Source organism: Microbacterium sp. (genome assembly GCF_036277215.1).
Taxonomy (GTDB): Bacteria; Actinomycetota; Actinomycetes; order Actinomycetales; family Microbacteriaceae; genus Microbacterium.
On record NZ_DASUNI010000130.1, the window covers coordinates 1 to 19263 of the forward strand.

Sequence of the window (19263 nt, forward strand, 5' to 3'; positions counted from 1 at the left end):
TCATCGCCTACCTGCAGCGCGCGTGACACGGTGAAGCCCCCGGTCAGGACGACCGGGGGCGTCATCGAGGAAGTGCTACTCCGCCAGGTGCGCGAACAGGAACCAGCGGTCCTTGTCCAGCGACTCGCGAATGGCGAGCACGATGTCCTGGCTGGCGAGGTCGATCTCGTCGAGTCCGTCGATGGCCGCCTTGACGTCCACCAGGACAGCATCCATGTCGGCGATCACGCCTCGGATCATGTCCTCCCACTGCGTGAAGCCGGCGGGCACCTGCGAACGAGGGGCCTTCGCCGCGATCGTCGTGAGTCGGGCGTCGATGGGCAGGCCGAGGGCGACGATGCGCTCCGCGGCGAGGTCGGCGCTGTCCTGCGCGTGGTCGACGATCGTGTCGAGGAGCTCGTGGATCGCGATGAAGTTCGCGCCGCGGACGTTCCAGTGCGCCTGCTTGCCGTTGACTGCGAGGGCCTGCAGCCCGATCGCGACCGGGGTGAGGAATTGGGCTGTTCCTGCCGCGACCGTGGGGTCGGCGGCTGTTGCGGGGGTGGTCTGCATCTTGGTCATCGTTTCGCCTCCATCTGGGCAGTGCGTGCGCTTCCGGGCACCGTCTGTCTGCGTGCTCCAACGCTACTCAGGCCCGCACATTCCGCAAGCAAGCGAAGGCTGGGCTAACCCCGCGTCGCGGCGGTGTCGACCTCGTCCGCCGGTTCGCAGCCGGATGCCGGGAACCACCGACTAACGTCGAGGGGTGCCCTCCGCCGACTCCGACCTCGGACCGCAGCACCTGAATGAGCCTGCGCGGCCCGTCCTGCGCGAACCGATCGACCGCTCTCCGGAGCACGCGGAGCCATCCCGCTTCATTCCGCACGTTCAAGGCCTGCGCGCGATCGCGGTCCTGGCGGTCGTGCTCTACCACTTCTGGCCCGCACGCTTCTCCGGCGGCTACGTCGGTGTCGACGTCTTCTTCGTGATCTCGGGGTTCCTGATCACTGCGCACCTGATGCGCGAGCTGACGGCGACGGGAACCGTGCGGCTGGGGCAGTTCTGGGCGCGGCGAGCCCGGCGCCTGCTGCCGGCATCCCTGCTGGTGCTCCTGTTCTGCGCACTCGTCGCGATGTCGCCCTACCTGACGCCCACATCGGCCCTGCCGAACGAGGTCCGCGAGATCCTCGCGTCGACCTTCTACGTCGAGAACTGGTACCTCGCGCTCAACTCCGCCGACTACCTGAACCACGGCGGCGATCCGACCACTGTGCAGCACTACTGGTCGCTGTCGCTGGAAGAGCAGTTCTACGTCATGTGGCCCCTCCTCATACTGCTCGCGGCGTGGTTCGCCGCGAAGCGGTTCCGCGGGTCCGTCCGACGTGCCGTCATCATCGCGCTGGCCGTGGTGACCGCGGCATCCTTCGTGTTCTGCGTCGTCTTCACGATCACGAACCCTGCGCCGGCGTACTTCGTGACCTTCGGGCGCATGTGGCAGTTCGGGGTGGGCGCTATGGTCGCGCTCATCCCCGCCCTGCGCATCCGCAACGCCATCGGCAGCTTCACCCTGGGCTGGGCGGGCATCGCGGTGCTCGTCTTCGTGATCTTCCGTTTCGACGGGCAGACCCCGTTCCCGGGCTACGCCGCGGCGCTGCCGACGCTCGCTGCGGCCGCGGTGATCGCGGCATCCAACACCGAGCGCTGGTGGTATCCCACCCGCCTGCTCGCGTTGCGGCCCGCCCAGTTCGTTGGCGACATCTCGTACTCGCTCTACCTGTGGCACTGGCCTCTCATCATCATCGCTCCGTCGGTGCCGTTCTGGGGGCTCACGATCTACCATCGGGTCGCGCTTCTGGGCATCTGCTTCGTTCTCGCCTGGCTGACCAAACGGTTCGTCGAAGATCCGGTGCGCGGCTGGAAGGTCCTCACGTCGCGGCCCTCGCGGGTGACCCTGTGGTCCTCGCTCGTGGCGATGATCGTGGTCGGCAGCACCGCCGGCGTCGCCTGGGCCGTCAACGCGCCCGCCTACAACGAGGGCGTCCGCGCGATCCAGGAGCTCCGCGAGAACCCGCCGGACTGCTTCGGGGCAGCCGTCGTACTCGAAGCGGAGTGCGGGGGCACCGACTTCGGCGACACGATCCTGCCCGCGCCGGGCTTCGCCGGAGTGGACCGCCCCACCCACGAGGAGTGCTTCGTACAGCTCAACGATGCGCGCCCCGTCTCGTGCGCATTCGGCTCCGACGATCCCGACGCTCCTCGCATCGCGCTCATCGGGGACAGTCACGCGTTCCAGCTGCTCGCGACCTTCGAGAAGATGGCGGACGATAACGGCTGGCATCTGATCACGTACTTCAAGGGCGCGTGCCCGTGGAACACGACTCCGTTGTCGACGGAGGGCGCGTTCGGCGCCGCCTGCACGCAGTGGCGCGACGGTGTGCGCGGCGCCTTGGCGGACACCGACCTCGACGCCGTGTTCACCGCCGCGATAGCGACGACGCCGTACGTTTCCGACGGCTACGACTCCGCCTACGATGCGGCGGTCGCCGGCTACCGCGAGGCGTGGGCGGAGGTGCTCGATCGCGGCATCCCCGTCGTCACCGTCGTCGACAACCCGGTGTGGGAGACCGACCCGAACAAGTGCCTGCGCACCCGCACTCTGGCCGAGTGCGACGGGCCGCGCTCCGAACTGCTCCTCGCGGATGATCCACTGCGGGATGCCGCATCCGGCGTCGACGGGGTCACCCTGCTCGATTTCACCGACGTGTTCTGCGACGAGGATCTGTGCCACCCGGTGGTCGGCGGAGCGAACGTCTACCGCGACCAGGACCACCTCACCGTCACCTTCGCCGACACGCTCGGGCCCTGGTACACCGAGGCGATCCTGGCCGCACTCGGCCGGTGACCCGCGAGCACCCTGAGTAGGGTCGGAGGATGACCGTCGCCCCCGATGCCTCCGTCCTGGTCCTGCAGGATGCCACACCCCATCTCGCCGAGACGTCGTTCGTCGCCGCGGGTGCCCGCATCGTGGGCGCCGTCACGCTGGAGGACGGAGCGAGCGTCTGGTACAACGCCGTGCTGCGCGGCGACAGCGACTCCATCACGCTCGGCGCCGGCAGCAACATCCAGGACAATGTGTCGGTGCACGTCGATCCCGGCCGACCCGTGGTCATCGGCCGGAACGTCTCGGTGGGTCACAACGCGGTCGTCCACGGCTGCACGATCGGTGACGGCACCCTGATCGGGATGGGAAGCGTCGTCCTCTCCGGCGCGGTTCTCGGCGAAGGCTGCCTCGTCGCCGGAGGAGCGGTGGTGCTGGAGGGCTCGGTCATCCCCGATGGATCGCTCGTCGCAGGCGTGCCTGCGAAGGTGCGCCGCGACCTCAGCCGGGAGGAGCGGCAGAGCATCCTGCGCAACGCGGAGGTGTACCGGGCGCACACCGTTCGCCACCTCTCCGCGATCCCGCTGGGCGCGTGAACAGGCCGGCGACGAGGCCGGTCGCGCTCATCACCGGCGTCGGGCGTGCGAGGGGCATCGGCGCGGGCATCGCCCGCGTGCTCGCCGCGGAGGGCTGGGACCTGGTCCTGAGTCGCTGGCACCCGGCCGACATCGCGATCTTCGGCGCCGACGCCGCGAGCGGTCTGGAGGACGTCATCACCGACGTCCGGGGGACCGGCGCGCGGGTCTCGGACGTTCCGGTGGATCTCGAACGAGCGGATGCCGCGGACACGCTGTTCGCGGCGGCGAACAGCGAGCTGGGCGCGGTCTCGGCACTCGTTCTGTCGCATGCGTGGGACGTGGAATCGGGCATCCTCGACACGACGGTCGAGGAGTTCGACCGTCACTTCGCGGTCAACGCACGGGCGAGCTGGCTGCTGGTCCGCGCGTTCGCCGCGCAGGTCGACGGCGGGGGTGCGATCGTCGCCCTCACGAGCAATCACACGACCGGCAACATGCCGTACGGGGCGAGCAAGGCGGCCCTGGATCGCATCGTGATCTCCGCCGCACGGGAGCTGGCACCGCGGGGCATATCGGCCAATGCGCTGAACCCCGGTCCGATCGACACCGGGTGGATGGACGACGACGTGCGCAGCGCGCTGATCGGCGCGCAACCCGGGGGGCGTCTGGGCGAACCGGCCGACGTCGCCGGGGTGGTCGCCTTCCTGGTGTCCCCGCGAGGGCGCTGGGTGACGGGTCAGCTGCTGAAGGCCGACGGCGGCTTCTCGATCTCGATCTGACCGGCGGGGCTGGACGCGGCGGAACCGGAGCGCGGACAATGGCCCGATGCGCATCGAATCCCTCCAGCCGGGCGAGATCTTCGTCTTCGGATCCAACGCCGGCGGCGCACACGGAGCGGGAGCGGCCGCGATGGCGGTGGAGCGCTTCGGCGCGATCTGGGGTCAAGGAGATGGGCTTCAAGGGCAGTCGTACGGCATCGACACCATGAGCGGCTTCGAACAGATGAGGGACGGTGTGACGCGGTTCCTCCGCTTCGCGGAATCGCATCCCGAACTGAGATTCCTCGTCACGGAGGTCGGCTGCGGCATCGCGGGCTACACCCCGGAACAGGTGGCACCCCTCTTCGAGGGCGCTCCGGCGAACGTGGTGCTGCCGGAGCGCTTCATCCGCGACTGATCGCTATTCCTTCGGACGCGGGTGGTGCTCGCCGCGATGGATCTCGATGACGCGTGCGTCAGGCGAACCGGGGATGTCGACGATCGGCCGGTCGTCCATGAACAGACGGATCACGTGCGCCAGCTCCTTCGGGTGGCTGAAGTTGATGGCGTGCGCAGCGCCGTCGAGCACCACGATCAGCACATGGTTCTCGTCCTGCGACGCGACCTCCTTGATGCGCGCCGGGCCCGGCAGAAGCGGATCCCGGGTGCCCAGCACGACCAGTGTCGGCACGTTCAGCTCCAGCAGACGCTGCAGGGACGGGTACTGCGTCAGCGCACGGAACATCTTGAACGTGCTGGGCACGCCGAAGCGCAGGTAGTCGGGCGTGGCGACGGTGATCATCTTCCGCGGCTCGCGGCCGCCGTCCGTCGCAAGCTGTCCCACCGCCCGTCGCAACGGCTGATTGTGGATGCCGCCGGCGGGCGAGACCAGCACGGCGCGCTCGATGCGCTCGGGGTAGTGGTGCGCGAACTCGAGGATCACCGGGCATCCCATCGAGTTGCCGACGAGGCTGGTGGAGGCGATCCCGCGGTCGTCGAGGAACCGCGCCGCGGCGTGCGCCAGGTCGGGGATGTCCAGGCCGATGCCGAACTTGCCGCTGCGGCCGAACCCGGGAAGGTCGGGGACGAGGGTGTGGAACTCGTCGGCGAGCAGCTCGGCGGTCGGAAGCAGGTAGCGGCCGGAGAGGCCGAATCCGTGCAGGTGCGTCATGACGCGGGCGTCCGGGGGATTGGCGGACTCGCGGTAGAACACGTCCACCCCGTCGATCATCGTCCAGCGTTCTGCGAGGCCGGATGCGGGCCGGCGCGGGGTCATCCGCGCCCGATGGCGGTACGACGCCTTCTCGGCGTTCTTGACCATCGCGAACTCCTTCCCCAGGGCATCAGCGAAGATCCAACTGGAAGGTCCCAGACGGCCTCGGTGATGTCAATACCCGCGCGCTCGCACGGGCGAGAATCGCCCCGGCAGGATGAGGGATGGAGAGGTGGAGGGGCTGACGGGAATCGAACCCGCATCATTAGTTTGGAAGACTAAGGCTTTACCACTAAGCTACAGCCCCGATTTTCGGCGGTTTCCCGCCGCCTCAACGATTCTATGGCATGGCGCCGCGATGCCTGCGCCGACCGGGCCGTCGGCTAGACTTCTGGGGGCCGATCAGCACGCGATGGCGTGCCCACCCGCCCGGGGCGTAGCTCAGCTTGGTAGAGCGCCCGCTTTGGGAGCGGGAGGCCGCAGGTTCAAATCCTGTCGCCCCGACGTCACGGCCCCACATCCCAGACCTTCAGCTGCCGCGCTGGCGCGCGGTCGAATACGAGGAGAACGAACAGGCATGGTCAACAGCACTGTCGAGAAGCTCACGCCGACCCGCGTGAAGCTGCACATCACGGTCTCGCCCGATGAGCTCAAGCCGAGCATCGCTCACGCTTACGAGCACATCGCGCAGGACGTGCAGATCCCCGGGTTCCGCAAGGGCAAGGTCCCGGCGCCGATCATCGACCAGCGCGTCGGCCGCACCGCCGTGCTCGAGCACGCCGTCAGCGAAGGGCTCGACACCTACTACCGTCAGGCCGTCGAGGCCAACGAGCTGCGCGTGCTCGGCCGCCCCTCCGCCGATGTCGTGGTCTGGCCGAACGAGAAGGACTTCTCGGGCGACCTCGAGGTCGACGTCGAGGTGGACGTGCGTCCCGAGTTCGAACTGCCCGCGTTCGAGGGCACGACCGTCGAGGTCGACGCCGTGGAGGTCGACGAGGCCGCGATCGACGAGGAACTCGACCGCCTGCGCGCCCGCTTCGGCACGCTCGTCACCGTCGACCGCCCGGCCGCGACCGGCGACTTCGTCGAGCTCGACCTGGTCGCCACGATCGACGGCGCCGAGATCGACCGCGCCGAAGGCGTCTCCTACGAGGTCGGATCGGGCGAGCTTCTCGAGGGCATCGACGAGGCGATCGATTCGCTCACCGCCGGTGAGGACACCACGTTCCGCTCGACCCTGATCGGCGGAGACCACGCCGGCGAAGAGGCCGAGGTGGCCGTGGTCGTCACCGCCGTGAAGGAGCGCGAACTCCCCGAGGCCGACGACGACTTCGCGCAGATCGCGAGCGAGTTCGACACCCTCGCCGAGCTGCGCGAGAGCCTGAAGGACCGCGTCGCACAGCAGTCGACCTTCACCCAGGGCTCGGCGGCACGCGACAAGCTCGTCGAGCAGCTGCTCTCGCAGGTCGAGATCGCGGTCCCGCCGAAGCTCATCGAAGACGAGGTGCACACCCACCTCGAGGGCGAGGGCCGCCTCGAGGACGACGTCCACCGCGCCGAGGTCACCGAGGCGAGCGAGAAGCAGTTCCGCACCCAGATGCTGCTGGACGCCATCGCCGAGAAGCTCAGCGTCTCGGTGTCGCAGGACGAGCTGACGCAGTACCTGGTCCAGTCCGCCGCACAGTATGGAATGGCGCCGCAGGACTTCGTCGAGGCTCTCCAGCAGAACAACCAGCTGCCGTCCCTGGTCAGCGAGGTCGCCCGTAACAAGGCGCTCGCCGTCGCCCTCGGCCGCGTGACGGTCGTAGACACGAGCGGCAACCCCGTCGACCTGACCGGCTTCGTGTCGGTCGACGAGGAGGCCGCCGCCGAAGACGAGGTCGTCGAGGAGGCCCAGGACATCGCGGATGCCGCCGCCGACGCCGACGCGGTGATCGAGGCCGAAGAGGCCGAGGTCAAGCCCGCCAAGAAGCGCAAGGCACCTAAGAAGACCGCCGACGCCGAGTAGATCGACGCGTTCTGAGAAGGGACGGATGCTGCGGCATCCGTCCCTTGGTCGTGCCGCGCCGCGCCCGCGGGGTGGCTTCTCTGCCGAGGGCGAACACGGTCGGGTGGGATGCGACGCGCCGGTAGATTCGTAGCCACGACCACCGAATCAGGAGTGAACATGGCCGAACCACTTGTCGCGACGAGCGTCTTCGACAGGCTGTTGAGAGACCGCATCATCTGGCTGGGCTCGGAGGTGCGCGATGACAATGCGAACGAGATCTGCGCGAAGATCCTCCTCCTCGCCGCCGAAGACCCCGACAAAGACATCTTCCTCTACGTGAACTCACCCGGTGGATCGATCACCGCCGGCATGGCCATCTACGACACGATGCAGTTCGTGCCGAACGACATCGTGACGGTGGGTATCGGCATGGCCGCTTCGATGGGTCAGCTGCTGCTCACGAGCGGTACGAAGGGCAAGCGCTACATCACGCCCAACGCGCGGGTGCTGCTGCACCAGCCGCACGGTGGATTCGGCGGCACGTCGAGCGACATCCAGACCCAGGCGCAGCTGATCGTCTCGATGAAGAACCGGCTGGCCGAGATCACGGCATCCCAGACCGGCAAGAGCGTCGAGCAGATCAACGAGGACGGTGACCGCGACCGGTGGTTCACCGCACAGGAAGCGCTCGAATACGGCTTCGTGGATCACATCCGCGCGCACCTGCGTGACGTCGTCGGCGGCGGCGGCACGGAAACCGAAGGCGAATCAGAAGGAACGACAGCAAAATGAGCATCCCCACCTTCGGCGGCACCGCCGGCAACGGGCTCGCCATGCCCTCCAGCCGGTACATCCTGCCCCAGTTCGAAGAGCGCACTGCCTACGGCTACAAGCGCCAGGACCCGTACAACAAGCTCTTCGAGGATCGCGTGATCTTCCTCGGGGTGCAGGTCGACGACGCGTCAGCCGATGACGTCATGGCCCAGCTGCTCGTGCTCGAGAGTCAGGACCCCGACCGCGACATCATCATGTACATCAACTCGCCGGGCGGCTCGTTCACCGCCATGACGGCGATCTACGACACCATGCAGTACATCTCGCCTCAGATCCAGACGGTCGTGCTCGGCCAGGCCGCGTCGGCCGCGGCCGTGCTGCTGGCCGCCGGCGCACCGGGCAAGCGTCTCGCGCTGCCGAACGCGCGGGTGCTGATCCATCAGCCGGCGATGGGCGAGGCCGGCCACGGCCAGGCGTCCGACATCGAGATCCAGGCGGCCGAGATCCTGCGTATGCGCACGTGGCTCGAGACGACGCTCGCAGCGCACTCGAACCGCACCGTCGAGCAGGTCAACCGCGACATCGACCGCGACAAGATCCTCGACGGCCGCGAGGCCGTCGACTACGGTCTCGTCGACCAGGTGCTGACGACTCGCAAGCGGATCCCGGCCGCACTGGCCAAGTAGCCGATGCCCCGACACCCCGCCGCCCTCCTCTCGGGCGGCGGGGTGTCGTCATTCCGCCCGATCCGCCGACAGCAGAACGCCCCCAACCGCCTCCACAACGCGCGTCGCAATCCCCACGCTTGTCGGCCTCAGCGGTTAGGCTCGAAGGACAGCCGGGGACTGGGCTGGCCGCAACGGGGCACCGCCCCGTACCCAACGAGGAGAGAGCCTGATGGCGCGCATCGGTGAGAGTGCCGACCTGTTCAAGTGCTCCTTCTGCGGAAAGAGCCAGAAGCAGGTACAGCAGCTGATCGCGGGACCCGGCGTCTACATCTGCGACGAGTGCGTCGAGCTGTGCAACGAGATCATCGAAGAGCGCATGGCCGAGTCCTCCACGGGCGTCGTCTCCGACTTCGACCTGCCGAAGCCGCGCGAGATCTTCTCCTTCCTGGAGGAGTACGTGGTCGGGCAGGAGGCCGCCAAGCGCGCCCTCTCGGTCGCCGTGTACAACCACTACAAGCGGATCCGCGCCCACGGCACCCTCCAGAGCGCCGAGCAGCGCGCCGACGAGGTCGAGATCGCCAAGAGCAACATCCTTCTGATCGGCCCGACCGGCTGCGGCAAGACCTATCTGGCGCAGACGCTCGCCAAGAGACTGAACGTGCCGTTCGCCGTCGCGGACGCGACGGCGCTCACCGAGGCGGGGTACGTCGGCGAGGACGTCGAGAACATCCTGCTGAAGCTGATCCAGGCGGCCGACTTCGACACCAAGCGCGCCGAGACCGGCATCATCTACATCGACGAGGTCGACAAGATCGCCCGCAAGGCCGAGAACCCTTCCATCACACGGGATGTGTCGGGCGAAGGCGTCCAGCAGGCGCTTCTGAAGATCCTCGAGGGGACGGTCGCCTCGGTTCCGCCGCAGGGCGGGCGCAAGCACCCGCACCAGGAATTCATCCAGATCGACACGACGAACGTGCTGTTCATCGTCGCGGGCGCGTTCGCGGGTCTGGAGGACATCATCTCCAGCCGGGTGGGCAAGCACGGGATCGGCTTCGGTGCACCGCTGCACAACAAGGGCGACGACCTGAGTCTGTTCAGCGAGGTGCGCCCCGAAGACCTCCACAAATTCGGGCTGATCCCGGAGTTCATCGGCCGGCTCCCTGTCGTCGCATCGGTGACGCCGCTGGACCAGGTCGCGCTCATGGAGATCCTCACCGAGCCGAAGAACGCACTCGTCAAGCAGTATCAGCGCATGTTCGAGCTGGACGGCGTCGCCCTCGAGTTCGAGACGGAGGCGCTCGAGGCGATCGCCGACCTCGCCGTCGAGCGCAAGACCGGCGCACGGGGCCTTCGCGCGATCCTCGAGGACGTGCTGGGCCCGATCATGTTCGACATCCCGTCGAACGACGAGGTCGAGAAGGTCGTCGTGACCCGGGAATCGGTCGAGACCGGAGCGGCGCCCACGTTCGTTCAGCGTCGGGCGCGCAAGAGCGCCTGATCCGCCGCCGAGCCCGCCTGCGTCGTGTCGGCGGCTCGCCGTAGCGTGCCGGTATGAGCACCCACCGGCCGTTCACCCTCGCCGTACCGGATGCCGTCCTGGACGATCTGCAGGACCGTCTGGCCCGGACGCGGCTCCTCCCGGATTCACCTCGCCGCCCGGCCTCCGGGATGAGTTCCGGGTATCTTCGGCGGCTCGTGGACGGGTGGCGCGAGATGGATTGGCGCGCGCGGGAACGATGGCTCAACCGGCATCCGCAGTTCCTCGCCGACATCGACGACGCCACGATCCACTTCGCGCATCTGCGCTCGGCCCGAGACGAAGCTCCCGCGCTGCTGGTTATGCACGGCTGGCCGCATACCTTCGCCCTGCAGCTGGACTACGCCGACCTGCTGCCCGACTTCCACGTCGTGGTTGCCAGCATTCCCGGGTTCGCCTTCTCCACGCCGTATGCCGACGGCCCCGTCACGGAGCAGCGCCTCGCGTCGACGATGCACCGCCTGATGACCGAGGTGCTCGGCTACCGCCGCTACGTCACCTACGGCGAGGACGTGTCCGCGAATGTGAACGACCTTCTCGCCGCGACGTATCCGGAAGCCGTGGCTGCCATCCTCGTGACCCACGCCCATTTCCCTGCCTCGGACGAGCGAGCCGGGCTCACGGCCGCCGACGAGCGTGCGTTCTTCGAACGTCTTTCCACGGCGCACGTCACCGACGGTGCCTACGGTCACGTGCAGGCGACCCGCCCGGACACGCTCGCAGCCGCGCTGAACGACTCACCGGCGGGTCTGGTCGCCTGGCTCGCCGAAAAGCTGGTCGAGTGGAGCGACACCCCCGAAGACGACCCGGCCGGAGTCGAGCGGCGCATCTCGCGCGAACGCATCCTCACCGAGGCGATGCTGTACTGGGTCACGCAGACGATCGCCTCGTCGTTCCGGCCCTACTACGAGGGAGCCGACACGCCCGGGCCGATCCCGCCCGTGGCGGTGCCGGCAGCGGTCTTCGTCCAACGGCACGAGCACGACTACCCCGAGTCGCTGGCCCGTCGCTTCTACCGCGATCTGCGCGTGTTCGAACGCCTCGACGAGGGCGGGCATTTCGCCGTGGCCGAGGTGCCGGCGGCGATGGCCGCCCGCACCCGCACGTTCGCGCGCGGCCTCGGGCTGCTTTGACCCCGACGGGGGAGAACGGTCAGGCCGCGAGGCCCCGTCGCTCCAGCAGCGGCTGGATGTCGGCATCCCGCCCACGGAAATCGCGGTAGGCAGCCAGGGGATCCTTCGACCCGCCGACGCCGAGCAGTCGCTCACGGAAGCGGTCGCCGTTGGCGCGCTGAAGACCGCCGTTCTCGCGGAACCACTCGACCGTGTCGGCATCCAGCACCTCGCTCCAGATGTACGAGTAATAGCCGGCGCTGTATCCGCCCGAGAACACGTGAGCGAAGTAGGTGGACGAGTAGCGCGTCGGCACCGCCGGGTTGTCCAGGCCGATGTCGGCGAGGGCGGCCGCCTCGAACGCTGCCACGTCGATGTCCTCCGCCGCCGCGGCCGCGCTCAGCGAGTGCCACGCCTGATCGAGCCATGAAGCCGCGAGGTACTCGCTGGTGGCGAACCCCTGGTTGAACGCCTCGGACGCGCGGAGCTTCTCCACGACATCGCGGGGGAGCGGCTCGCCGGTGTCCACGTGACGCGCGTAGGTGTCGAGGATCTCCGGCCAGTAGATCCACATCTCGTTGACCTGACTGGGAAACTCCACGAAGTCGCGGAACACGTTCGTGCCGGCGAAGTGCGGATATGTCACGGTGGCGAAGAGGCCGTGCAGGGCGTGTCCGAACTCGTGGAACAGGGTCGTCACCTCGTCGAGAGTGAGGAGAGTCGGCTGTCCGGCGGCGGGCTTGGGGACGTTCAGGTTGTTGACCACGATCGTCTGGGTGCCGCGGAGTCGCGACTGCGACACGATCGAGTTCATCCACGCTCCGCCGCGCTTGGTGTCACGCGTGTAGAGGTCGAGGATGAACAGCCCCACGGTCGATTCGTCGGCGTTGCGCACCTCGAACACCCTCGTCTCGGGGTGGTAGGCCGCGAGGTCCCCGCGTTCCTCGAACGTGACGCCGTACAGCTCGGTAGCCGCGTGGAAGACCCCGTCCTGGAGCACGCGCTCTGCTTCGAACCACGGACGCAGCGCCGAGCGGTCGAGGTCGTATTCGGCGGCACGGACCTTCTCGGTGTAGAACGCCCAGTCGTGGGCCTCGAGCGGGAAGGGCTCGGGCTCGGCGTCGATGATCGACTGCAGCGCCGCCTGTTCGCGCGCCGCGTTTCGACCCGCCGGCACCGCGAGCCGACGCAGCAGGTCATGGACGGCTTCGGGGGAGCCGGCCGTCTGGTCGGACGTGATGTACGCGGCGTGCGAGTCGTACCCCAGGAGGGCCGCGCGCTCAGCGCGGAGCTTCACGATCTCGCGCAGGACCCCCCGGTTGTCGTTCTCGCCGCCCCGCGAGCCGCGCGCGCGGGAGGCGTCCAGGATGCGCTTGCGGGACGCGCGGTTCGTCAAGGACGACAGGTACGGATGACCCGTGAACAGCGTCAGCGTGATGACCCACTTGCCCTCCAGGCCGCGATCGGCGGCGGCCTGAGCAGCTGCCGACAGCTCACCACCGGAGAGTCCGTCGAGGTCGGTCACATCGTCGAACACGACGGCGAGGTCGTTCGTGTCGCGCAGCAGATTCTTCTCGAAAGTCGTGGTGAGCGTCGACAGTCGCTGATTGAGGGCGGTGAGCTGCTCCTTTGCCGTGTCGTCCAGTCCGGCACCTGCGTGCGACATCTCCCGGAACCGCCGCTCCACGAGGTAGCGCTGCTCGGGATCGAGGTCGAGGTCGTCCACCTGCTCGTGCAGTGTGCGGATCCGCCGGTAGAGCGTGGAATCGAGTTCGATCGAATCGTGGTGGGCCGACATGAGCGGGGCGAGCTGCTCCTCGATCTCTTGGATCTCGGGCGTGGCATCGGCGGAGGAGACCGTGTAGAACGTCCGCGAGATCTCGCCGAGCAGCTTCCCGCTCGACTCCAGCGCCACGAGGGTGTTTTCGAACGTGGGCATGGAGCGCACCAGGGTGATCGCCCGGATCTCGCTCTTCTGCTCGGCGAAGGCCACTTCGAACGCAGGCAGGTAGTGCTCCGCACGGATCGCCCCGTAGTCGGGCAGACCGTATGGGAGTGGGCTGGGGGAGAGGAGGGGGTTGTCGTTCGCCATGTCCGCCAGCCTAGTGCGGGGCCTTGCGCGTGCCGCCGTTACTTTGCAAACCATACGTTGCAAAATTTAGGTTGCAAATGTTTCTTTGCATAGCTATTCTGGCTTCATGGAAAAACCAGGGTCGGACCCCGTCGAGGGTACGAGGTTCATCGAGGCTCCTCACGCGGACGACCGCGTCCTCGACACCGGTGCCCTGCGCGCGCTGGCGCATCCACTGCGCGTGCAGATCTATGACATCCTCAGCCAGTACGGCCCCCAGACGGCGAGTTCGCTGGCGGAGAAGCTCGGTGAATCGACCGGCTCGACGAGCTACCACCTCCGCGCGCTCGCGAAGCAGGACCTCATCCAGGAATGCACCGACCGCGGCACGGGGCGCGAACGCTGGTGGGAGCGTCCGGTGGGGGGCGTCTCATTCGCGAACGCCGACGCGATGAAGACTCCTGCAGGGCGCGCAGCCACCCAGATCGTCATGAACGAGTTCTTCCGCAATCGGCAGGAGCAGCTCATGCGGTTCATCCACGACGGGCTGTCCAGCAGTGCCGTGCCGTGGCAGAGCGGAAGCCTGATCTCCACCGCCACCACGCGTCTCACCCCGGAGCAGAGCCAAGAGCTCTCCGCCAAGATCATGGCGCTGATCGATGACGCCGTGGACACCTATCGCAATCAGACCGGCGAGGACGTGCGGCCCGTGACCATCCGGGCCGACGTGTTCCCGCTCCCCGACCTGGGAGGACAGCCATGACCGCCATCTCCGCAGACCACGCCGCACCGACGGCCTTCGAGCGCACACTGCTGAACGCGGCATCCGCTCTCGACGCCTTCGTCGCCGTGCGGCTCGAGCGCCGCGACGGCGCTGTTCACCGTCGCCTCGTCGAGGCTCAGGCTGCAGCTTCGGCCCTGCGGGTCGAAGCTGAGGCGGAACGGGCGATCGGCCTGCTGCCGCGATGACCGATGCGACGGATGCCGACACTTCGAGCGAGACGGTCGGCGGGACGGCATCCTCAGCGTCGGCCGACCGGGCGGACCAGACTTCGCTGGGCCGTGATTTCGGCAAGCTCTGGACGGCAGCCGCCTTCAGCAACCTCGCCGACGGGCTCGGGCGCACGGCGGTCCCGCTGATCGCAACGACGCTGACTCATGACCCGCTCGCCATCTCGGTCATCGGCGCGTTGGCCTTCCTGCCGTGGCTGGTCTTCGGCCTGCCCGCAGGCATGATCGTCGACCGGTTCGACCGACGGATCATCATGGCCGCCGCGAACGGGATACGGGGCGCCGTCGCCCTGTGGCTCGCCATCCTGACCGCGACCGGTCAGATCAGTCTGTGGACCCTGTTCCTCGGCACGCTTGTGTTCGGGCTCGGTGAGACCCTCTTCGACAATGCGACCAACGCGGTCATCCCGGGCGTCGTGACGCGCCCGCAGCTCGAGCGGGCCAACGGCCGGATGCAGGCGGCGCAGGTGACCATCGACAGCTTCATCGCCACGCCGATCGCAGGAGTCCTGTTCGCGGTGGCGCTCGCACTGCCTCTCTGGGTCGAGGCGGCCGGCTACCTCGTCCCGATCGCTCTCGCGCTTCTGCTGCCGGTGTCGGCCGCACGACCGCTGCGCGATCCCGCGCTGGTGCCAGATCCCCGCAGTCCCGATGTCGAGGTCGCCGCGCCGGTCCCGGAGCCGATGGCGACTCCGCTCAGCACCTCGAAAGTGACCGCACGCGAGGCTGTCGTCTATCTCTGGAGCAACCGGTACCTGCGGTCGATGGTCGTCTTCACGTCGCTCGTCGGATCCGCGTTCTCATTCGCGCAGGCGAGCACGATCCTCTACTTCCTCGACGAGCAGCACGTCGCACCCGCCGCGATCGGCTTCGTCACCGCAGGAATCGGGGTGGGCGCACTGATCGGCTCACTTGTCGCACCGCGCTTCGTGGCCCGGCTGGGTCGCGGTCGGGTCATGGTCGCAGCGAACCTCGTCGCGGCCGTGTCCATGCTGCTGACCGGCCTCGCGCCGGGGGTGGTCACCGCGATCCTGGCCTACGCACTGTTCGCCTTCGCCGTCTCGACGTGGAACGTGCCTTGGGGCGCGCTGCGTCAGCAGATCGTTCCGGCGCATCTCTTCGGACGCGTGCTCGGAATCATCCGGATGCTGACGTGGGGTCTGTTCCCGATCGCGACGCTGTTCGGCGGCTGGGTCGCCCGCTTCGATCTTCGGCTCCCGTTCCTGCTCGCCGCCGGATTCGTCCTCGCGGCGACCCTGGTCGCGATCCGGCTCCTCATCGTCGGCACGAGACGAGCGGGCGCCGAAGCGCAGGCGGTCGCGGCCTAGCCGAAACCGTCCTCTTCGTCGTGCCGCACGACGGCCTCGCCCTCCTCGTCGAGGCTGACGATGACGCCCGTGTCGAGTTCTGCGATGGGCTTGCCCTCGAGCCAGGTGAGCGTCCAGCGGGGCGCCGGCTGACCGAGCTGGTCGAGAGGCAGGACCGCCTCGACCGCGGCGATCTGAACGCGAAGCGCCTCGGGCAGCGACGCGGGCGGTTCGCCGCCGGCCGTCCAGCGTGTACCGAGTTGCATGTCAAACCTCCTGCTGAGCGAGCTCGATGCCGGAGACTTCGGTTGTCTCGGCATCCGCGTAGGTGATCTCAGAGATCCGTCCGACGGCGCGCAGGTCGCCCTCGGCGAGTTGGATCAAGGCGACGGATGCCCCGGGCGCGGCGATCGTCATGCGCGTCACCGCCGTCTTCTGCGAGGCCTTCGCCTCGGTCTTGGCCCGGCGGATGCCGATGAGCGCCTCACCGACGGCGGAAAGCACCGCGGGGTCGCCGTCGATCCCGAGCGGCAGGGGCCACTCCGCTGTGTGCACGGATCCGTCGTTGAACCACGACCAGGCTTCCTCGGCTGAGAACGCGAGGACCGGCGCGAACAGCCGCAGAAGCGTGGCGAGCGCGGTGCGCAGCGCAAGCGCCGCAGAAGCCTGCCCGACATCGGTGCGGTCGTAGGCCCGCTCCTTCACCAGCTCCAGGTAGTCGTCGCAGAAGGTCCAGAAGAACGATTCGGTCACTTCGAGCGCACGCGCGTGGTCGTAGGCGTCCAGCGCCCTCGTCGCTTCGCGCACGACGCCGTCGAGAGTCGCCAGCATGGACGCGTCGAGCGCATGCGTGACCTCGGCTCCCTCGGGCACGGGGAAAGACAGTACGAACTTCGCCGCGTTGAGCACCTTGATCGCCAGGCGCCGGCCGATCTTGATCTGCGTCGGATTCTGGGGGTCGAATGCAGCGTCGGTGCCGAGTCGGCTCGACGCCGACCAGTACCGCACCGCGTCCGATCCATGCTGATGGAGAATGTCGGCGGGCGTGACGACGTTGCCCTTCGACTTGGACATCTTCTTGCGGTCGGGGTCGACGATGAAGCCCGAGATGGCGGCATCCGTCCAGGGCGCACGATCGTCTTCCAGCGCACTGCGCAGCAGAGTCGAGAACAGCCACGTCCGGATGATGTCCTGCCCCTGGGGCCGTACGTCGAACGGAGCGACCAAGCGCCAGAGCTCTTCGTCACGCTCCCAACCGCCCGCGAGCTGCGGGGTGAGCGACGAGGTCGCCCAGGTGTCGAAGATGTCGCGCTCGCCGTCGAAGCCGCCGGGCCGGCCGCGCTGCGCCTCGGTGTATCCGGAGGGAACGGCACTCGTGGGGTCGACCGGAAGCTGATCGGCGGTGGGCACGAGAACGCGGCCGTAATCGCGTTCGCCGTTGTCATCGAGGCCGTACCAGACGGGGATCGGCACGCCGAAGAACCGCTGCCGGGACACCAGCCAGTCGCCGGTGAGCCCGTTCGTCCAGTTCTCGAAGCGCACGCGCATGAAATCCGGATGCCAGGTCACCTGCTTGCCGAGCGCGATCAGGGTGTCGCGCAGCGACTCGTCGCGGGCGCCGTTTCGCAGGTACCACTGGCGCGTCGAGACGATCTCGAGGGGCCGGTCGCCCTTCTCGTAGAACTTGACGACGTGTGTGAAGGGCTTCGGTTCCCCGATGAGCTCGCCCGACTCGCTCAGCAGCTCAGCGACGCGCTTCTTGGCGCTGAACACCGTCTTGCCCGCCAGCTCGGCGTATGCGGCTCGGCCCGCGTCCGTGACGATCACGTCCGGAGCGTCGAGAAGCACGCGGCCGTCCTGGCCCAGGATCGTGCGGTTGGGCAGGTCCAGCTCGCGCCACCACACGATGTCGGTCACGTCGCCGAACGTACAGATCATGGCGACGCCCGACCCCTTGTCGGGCTGCGCGAGCGGGTGGGCCAATACGGGCACCTCGACGTCGAACAGCGGCGTGCGCACGGTCGAGCCGAACAGGGGCTGGTAGCGCTCGTCGTCCGGATGGGCCACCAGCGCCACACAGGCCGGCAGCAGCTCGGGTCGCGTCGTCTCGATGAAGACGTCGCCCGACCCGTCGCCCTTGTGGAAAGCCACGCGGTGGTAGGCGGCCGGCTGATCGCGGTCTTCGAGCTCGGCCTGGGCGATCGCCGAACGGAAGTCGATGTCCCACAGCGTGGGGGCCATCGCCTGGAACGCCTCGCCGCGCTCGAGATTGCGCAGGAAGGCCAGCTGCGACGTGCGGATGGTGTCGTCACTGATGGTGCGATAGGTCTGGGTCCAGTCGACGCTCAGGCCGAGCTGACGAAAGAGCTCCTCGAAGGTCACCTCGTCCTGCTCGGTGAGCGTCTCGCAGAGCTCGATGAAATTGCGACGGCTGATCGGCACCTGGTCGGCGGCGCGCGAGCTCTTGTTGTCCCCGCCTTCGAAGGGCGGTGCGAAGTCGGGATCGTACGGCAGTGAAGGGTCGCAGCGCACGCCGTAATAGTTCTGCACCCGGCGCTCGGTCGGAAGGCCGTTGTCGTCCCAGCCCATCGGGTAGAACACGGTCTTGCCGCGCATCCGCTCGAACCGCACCTTGATGTCGGTGTGCGTGAACGAGAACACGTGCCCGATGTGCAGGCTGCCGGAGGCGGTGGGCGGGGGGGTGTCGACGGAGTACACCCCGCTGCGCCCACGGCGAGCGGCCTCGGCGCGGTCGAACAGGTACGTGCCCTCGGCCCGCCAGGCGGAATCCCATTTCGCTTCGAGACCTTCGAGGGCGGGCTTGTCAGGGATCTGCGCGTCGGCCATGAGGGTCTCCTTGGCGATATGTGCGGCACTGTGTGAGCGTGCCTGAGTGTGGGATGTCGCTCGATTCTACGCGCGCGGCATCGCAGATGCGCGTGCGCAAGGTCGCCGCGGCGTCCTCACCGATGATGACGGCACCCCTCGCCTCAGTCGATCACCCGGATGCCGCTGACCTCGCACTCGGTGATGCGCGCATGTGCGGCATCCGTCCGGGGGTCCAGCGCCGTCCGACGTACCTGGTGGACTTGCCGCCACGCGCCGGTCGAGGGCCCTCCTCGAGGTGCGACGGCAGATCGGGCGCGGAGGCCCGGGGCTGTAGATGAGGGCCCTGCATCCCTCCACGCTACGCGTCAGACGAGCGCCGTCGCCGTCTCCGGCGCCGTGGCGAGCTCGGGCTCGGCGGCTCGCCTCGACGCGGCGTAGGCCGCGATGAGCGTGATCAGCGCCATCGGAGCAAGTACCACGCCGGGGTGCCACCAGGCGAAGCCGGTTCCCTCCCCGATCGCCAGCGTGAGCGCCGGGACGAACCCGCTGATGGTCGCG

The 19263-nt window shown here is 68.1% G+C and carries 17 protein-coding genes, 2 tRNA genes and 1 pseudogene; 13 read left to right on the forward strand and 7 right to left on the reverse strand.

What is annotated here, in order from left to right:
• Window positions 1–75: 75 nt before the first annotated feature.
• A complete protein-coding gene (locus tag VFX99_RS06630; RefSeq protein WP_329665523.1) occupies window positions 76–561 on the reverse strand; it encodes a DNA starvation/stationary phase protection protein in 486 nt (161 codons plus the stop codon).
• Window positions 562–745: 184 nt separating this feature from the next.
• On the opposite strand from VFX99_RS06630, the gene VFX99_RS06635 reads away from it, so the two are divergent.
• The 4 genes from VFX99_RS06635 to VFX99_RS06650 are packed head-to-tail and all read left to right on the forward strand — an operon-like array spanning window position 746 to window position 4611.
• On the forward strand, window positions 746–2881 hold the full coding sequence (locus VFX99_RS06635; protein WP_329665524.1) for an acyltransferase family protein: 2136 nt from the start codon (window positions 746–748) through the stop codon (window positions 2879–2881).
• Between the two features lie 29 nt (window positions 2882–2910).
• Window positions 2911–3453, forward strand: a complete 543-nt coding sequence (locus VFX99_RS06640; RefSeq protein WP_329665525.1) for a gamma carbonic anhydrase family protein — start codon at window positions 2911–2913, stop codon at window positions 3451–3453.
• Window positions 3450–4214, forward strand: a complete 765-nt coding sequence (locus VFX99_RS06645; RefSeq protein ID WP_329665526.1) for an SDR family oxidoreductase — start codon at window positions 3450–3452, stop codon at window positions 4212–4214. Before VFX99_RS06640 ends, VFX99_RS06645 begins: the two co-directional genes overlap by 4 nt.
• A gap of 46 nt (window positions 4215–4260) precedes the next feature.
• The gene (locus VFX99_RS06650; protein WP_329665527.1) at window positions 4261–4611 is read left to right on the forward strand and encodes an A1S_2505 family phage non-structural protein; all 351 of its coding nucleotides are present in this window, start codon (window positions 4261–4263) and stop codon (window positions 4609–4611) included.
• A 3-nt stretch (window positions 4612–4614) separates the two neighbouring features.
• Here the strand turns inward: VFX99_RS06650 and VFX99_RS06655 are convergent, their stop codons facing one another.
• On the reverse strand, window positions 4615–5514 hold the full coding sequence (locus tag VFX99_RS06655) for an alpha/beta hydrolase (RefSeq protein WP_329665528.1): 900 nt from the start codon (window positions 5512–5514) through the stop codon (window positions 4615–4617).
• Window positions 5515–5639: 125 nt separating this feature from the next.
• A tRNA-Gly gene (locus tag VFX99_RS06660) sits at window positions 5640–5713 on the reverse strand.
• A 123-nt stretch (window positions 5714–5836) separates the two neighbouring features.
• Between VFX99_RS06660 and VFX99_RS06665 the strand changes: the two genes are divergently transcribed.
• The 6 genes from VFX99_RS06665 (at window position 5837) to VFX99_RS06690 (ending at window position 11508) form a co-directional block, all read left to right on the forward strand.
• Window positions 5837–5910, forward strand: a tRNA-Pro gene (locus tag VFX99_RS06665).
• Between the two features lie 73 nt (window positions 5911–5983).
• Window positions 5984–7414 carry a trigger factor gene (gene tig, locus VFX99_RS06670; protein ID WP_329665529.1) on the forward strand — a complete coding sequence of 477 codons (1431 nt, stop codon included), beginning with the start codon at window positions 5984–5986 and terminating at the stop codon, window positions 7412–7414.
• Between the two features lie 159 nt (window positions 7415–7573).
• Window positions 7574–8188 (forward strand): ATP-dependent Clp protease proteolytic subunit, encoded by a 615-nt coding sequence (locus tag VFX99_RS06675; protein WP_329665530.1) that lies wholly within the window; start codon window positions 7574–7576, stop codon window positions 8186–8188.
• Complete coding sequence (locus VFX99_RS06680) at window positions 8185–8856, forward strand: ATP-dependent Clp protease proteolytic subunit (protein ID WP_329665531.1); 672 nt, start codon at window positions 8185–8187, stop codon at window positions 8854–8856. The genes VFX99_RS06675 and VFX99_RS06680 overlap by 4 nt, the downstream gene beginning before the upstream one ends.
• A 211-nt stretch (window positions 8857–9067) precedes the next feature.
• The gene (clpX, locus tag VFX99_RS06685; protein WP_329665532.1) at window positions 9068–10336 is read left to right on the forward strand and encodes an ATP-dependent Clp protease ATP-binding subunit ClpX; all 1269 of its coding nucleotides are present in this window, start codon (window positions 9068–9070) and stop codon (window positions 10334–10336) included.
• Between the two features lie 53 nt (window positions 10337–10389).
• The gene (locus VFX99_RS06690; protein WP_329665533.1) at window positions 10390–11508 is read left to right on the forward strand and encodes an epoxide hydrolase; all 1119 of its coding nucleotides are present in this window, start codon (window positions 10390–10392) and stop codon (window positions 11506–11508) included.
• A 19-nt stretch (window positions 11509–11527) separates the two neighbouring features.
• Here VFX99_RS06690 and VFX99_RS06695 read toward each other — a convergent pair whose 3' ends face one another.
• Window positions 11528–13579, reverse strand: coding sequence for a M3 family metallopeptidase (locus VFX99_RS06695; protein ID WP_329665534.1), 2052 nt, complete (start codon window positions 13577–13579; stop codon window positions 11528–11530).
• A 106-nt stretch (window positions 13580–13685) separates the two neighbouring features.
• On the opposite strand from VFX99_RS06695, the gene VFX99_RS06700 reads away from it, so the two are divergent.
• The 3 genes from VFX99_RS06700 to VFX99_RS06710 are packed head-to-tail and all read left to right on the forward strand — an operon-like array spanning window position 13686 to window position 15897.
• Window positions 13686–14321 (forward strand): helix-turn-helix domain-containing protein, encoded by a 636-nt coding sequence (locus VFX99_RS06700; protein ID WP_329665535.1) that lies wholly within the window; start codon window positions 13686–13688, stop codon window positions 14319–14321.
• On the forward strand, window positions 14318–14527 hold the full coding sequence (locus VFX99_RS06705; protein WP_329665536.1) for a hypothetical protein: 210 nt from the start codon (window positions 14318–14320) through the stop codon (window positions 14525–14527). The genes VFX99_RS06700 and VFX99_RS06705 overlap by 4 nt, the downstream gene beginning before the upstream one ends.
• Window positions 14524–15897, forward strand: a complete 1374-nt coding sequence (locus VFX99_RS06710; RefSeq protein ID WP_329665537.1) for an MFS transporter — start codon at window positions 14524–14526, stop codon at window positions 15895–15897. Before VFX99_RS06705 ends, VFX99_RS06710 begins: the two co-directional genes overlap by 4 nt.
• Here VFX99_RS06710 and VFX99_RS06715 read toward each other — a convergent pair.
• From VFX99_RS06715 to VFX99_RS06725, 3 genes and pseudogenes are all read right to left on the reverse strand, one after another.
• A complete protein-coding gene (locus VFX99_RS06715; protein WP_329665538.1) occupies window positions 15894–16142 on the reverse strand; it encodes a hypothetical protein in 249 nt (82 codons plus the stop codon). The two genes, VFX99_RS06710 and VFX99_RS06715, sit on opposite strands and share 4 nt — an antisense overlap.
• Before the next feature lies 1 nt (window position 16143).
• Window positions 16144–18723 (reverse strand): valine--tRNA ligase, encoded by a 2580-nt coding sequence (gene valS / locus VFX99_RS06720; protein ID WP_329665539.1) that lies wholly within the window; start codon window positions 18721–18723, stop codon window positions 16144–16146.
• Between the two features lie 347 nt (window positions 18724–19070).
• Window positions 19071–19263: pseudogene (locus tag VFX99_RS06725) on the reverse strand (MFS transporter); the annotation flags it as partial.

Excerpts from the sequence above, each read along its gene's own strand:
- VFX99_RS06630 (WP_329665523.1), bottom strand. The coding sequence starts at position 561 with ATGACCAAGATGCAGACCACCCCCGCAACAGCCGCCGACCCCACGGTC.
- VFX99_RS06640 (WP_329665525.1), top strand. The coding sequence starts at position 2,911 with ATGACCGTCGCCCCCGATGCCTCCGTCCTGGTCCTGCAGGATGCCACA.
- VFX99_RS06650 (WP_329665527.1), top strand. The coding sequence starts at position 4,261 with ATGCGCATCGAATCCCTCCAGCCGGGCGAGATCTTCGTCTTCGGATCC.
- VFX99_RS06655 (WP_329665528.1), bottom strand. The coding sequence starts at position 5,514 with ATGGTCAAGAACGCCGAGAAGGCGTCGTACCGCCATCGGGCGCGGATG.
- tig (WP_329665529.1), top strand. The coding sequence starts at position 5,984 with ATGGTCAACAGCACTGTCGAGAAGCTCACGCCGACCCGCGTGAAGCTG.
- VFX99_RS06675 (WP_329665530.1), top strand. The coding sequence starts at position 7,574 with ATGGCCGAACCACTTGTCGCGACGAGCGTCTTCGACAGGCTGTTGAGA.
- VFX99_RS06680 (WP_329665531.1), top strand. The coding sequence starts at position 8,185 with ATGAGCATCCCCACCTTCGGCGGCACCGCCGGCAACGGGCTCGCCATG.
- clpX (WP_329665532.1), top strand. The coding sequence starts at position 9,068 with ATGGCGCGCATCGGTGAGAGTGCCGACCTGTTCAAGTGCTCCTTCTGC.
- VFX99_RS06690 (WP_329665533.1), top strand. The coding sequence starts at position 10,390 with ATGAGCACCCACCGGCCGTTCACCCTCGCCGTACCGGATGCCGTCCTG.
- VFX99_RS06695 (WP_329665534.1), bottom strand. The coding sequence starts at position 13,579 with ATGGCGAACGACAACCCCCTCCTCTCCCCCAGCCCACTCCCATACGGT.
- VFX99_RS06700 (WP_329665535.1), top strand. The coding sequence starts at position 13,686 with ATGGAAAAACCAGGGTCGGACCCCGTCGAGGGTACGAGGTTCATCGAG.
- VFX99_RS06705 (WP_329665536.1), top strand. The coding sequence starts at position 14,318 with ATGACCGCCATCTCCGCAGACCACGCCGCACCGACGGCCTTCGAGCGC.
- VFX99_RS06710 (WP_329665537.1), top strand. The coding sequence starts at position 14,524 with ATGACCGATGCGACGGATGCCGACACTTCGAGCGAGACGGTCGGCGGG.
- VFX99_RS06715 (WP_329665538.1), bottom strand. The coding sequence starts at position 16,142 with ATGCAACTCGGTACACGCTGGACGGCCGGCGGCGAACCGCCCGCGTCG.
- valS (WP_329665539.1), bottom strand. The coding sequence starts at position 18,723 with ATGGCCGACGCGCAGATCCCTGACAAGCCCGCCCTCGAAGGTCTCGAA.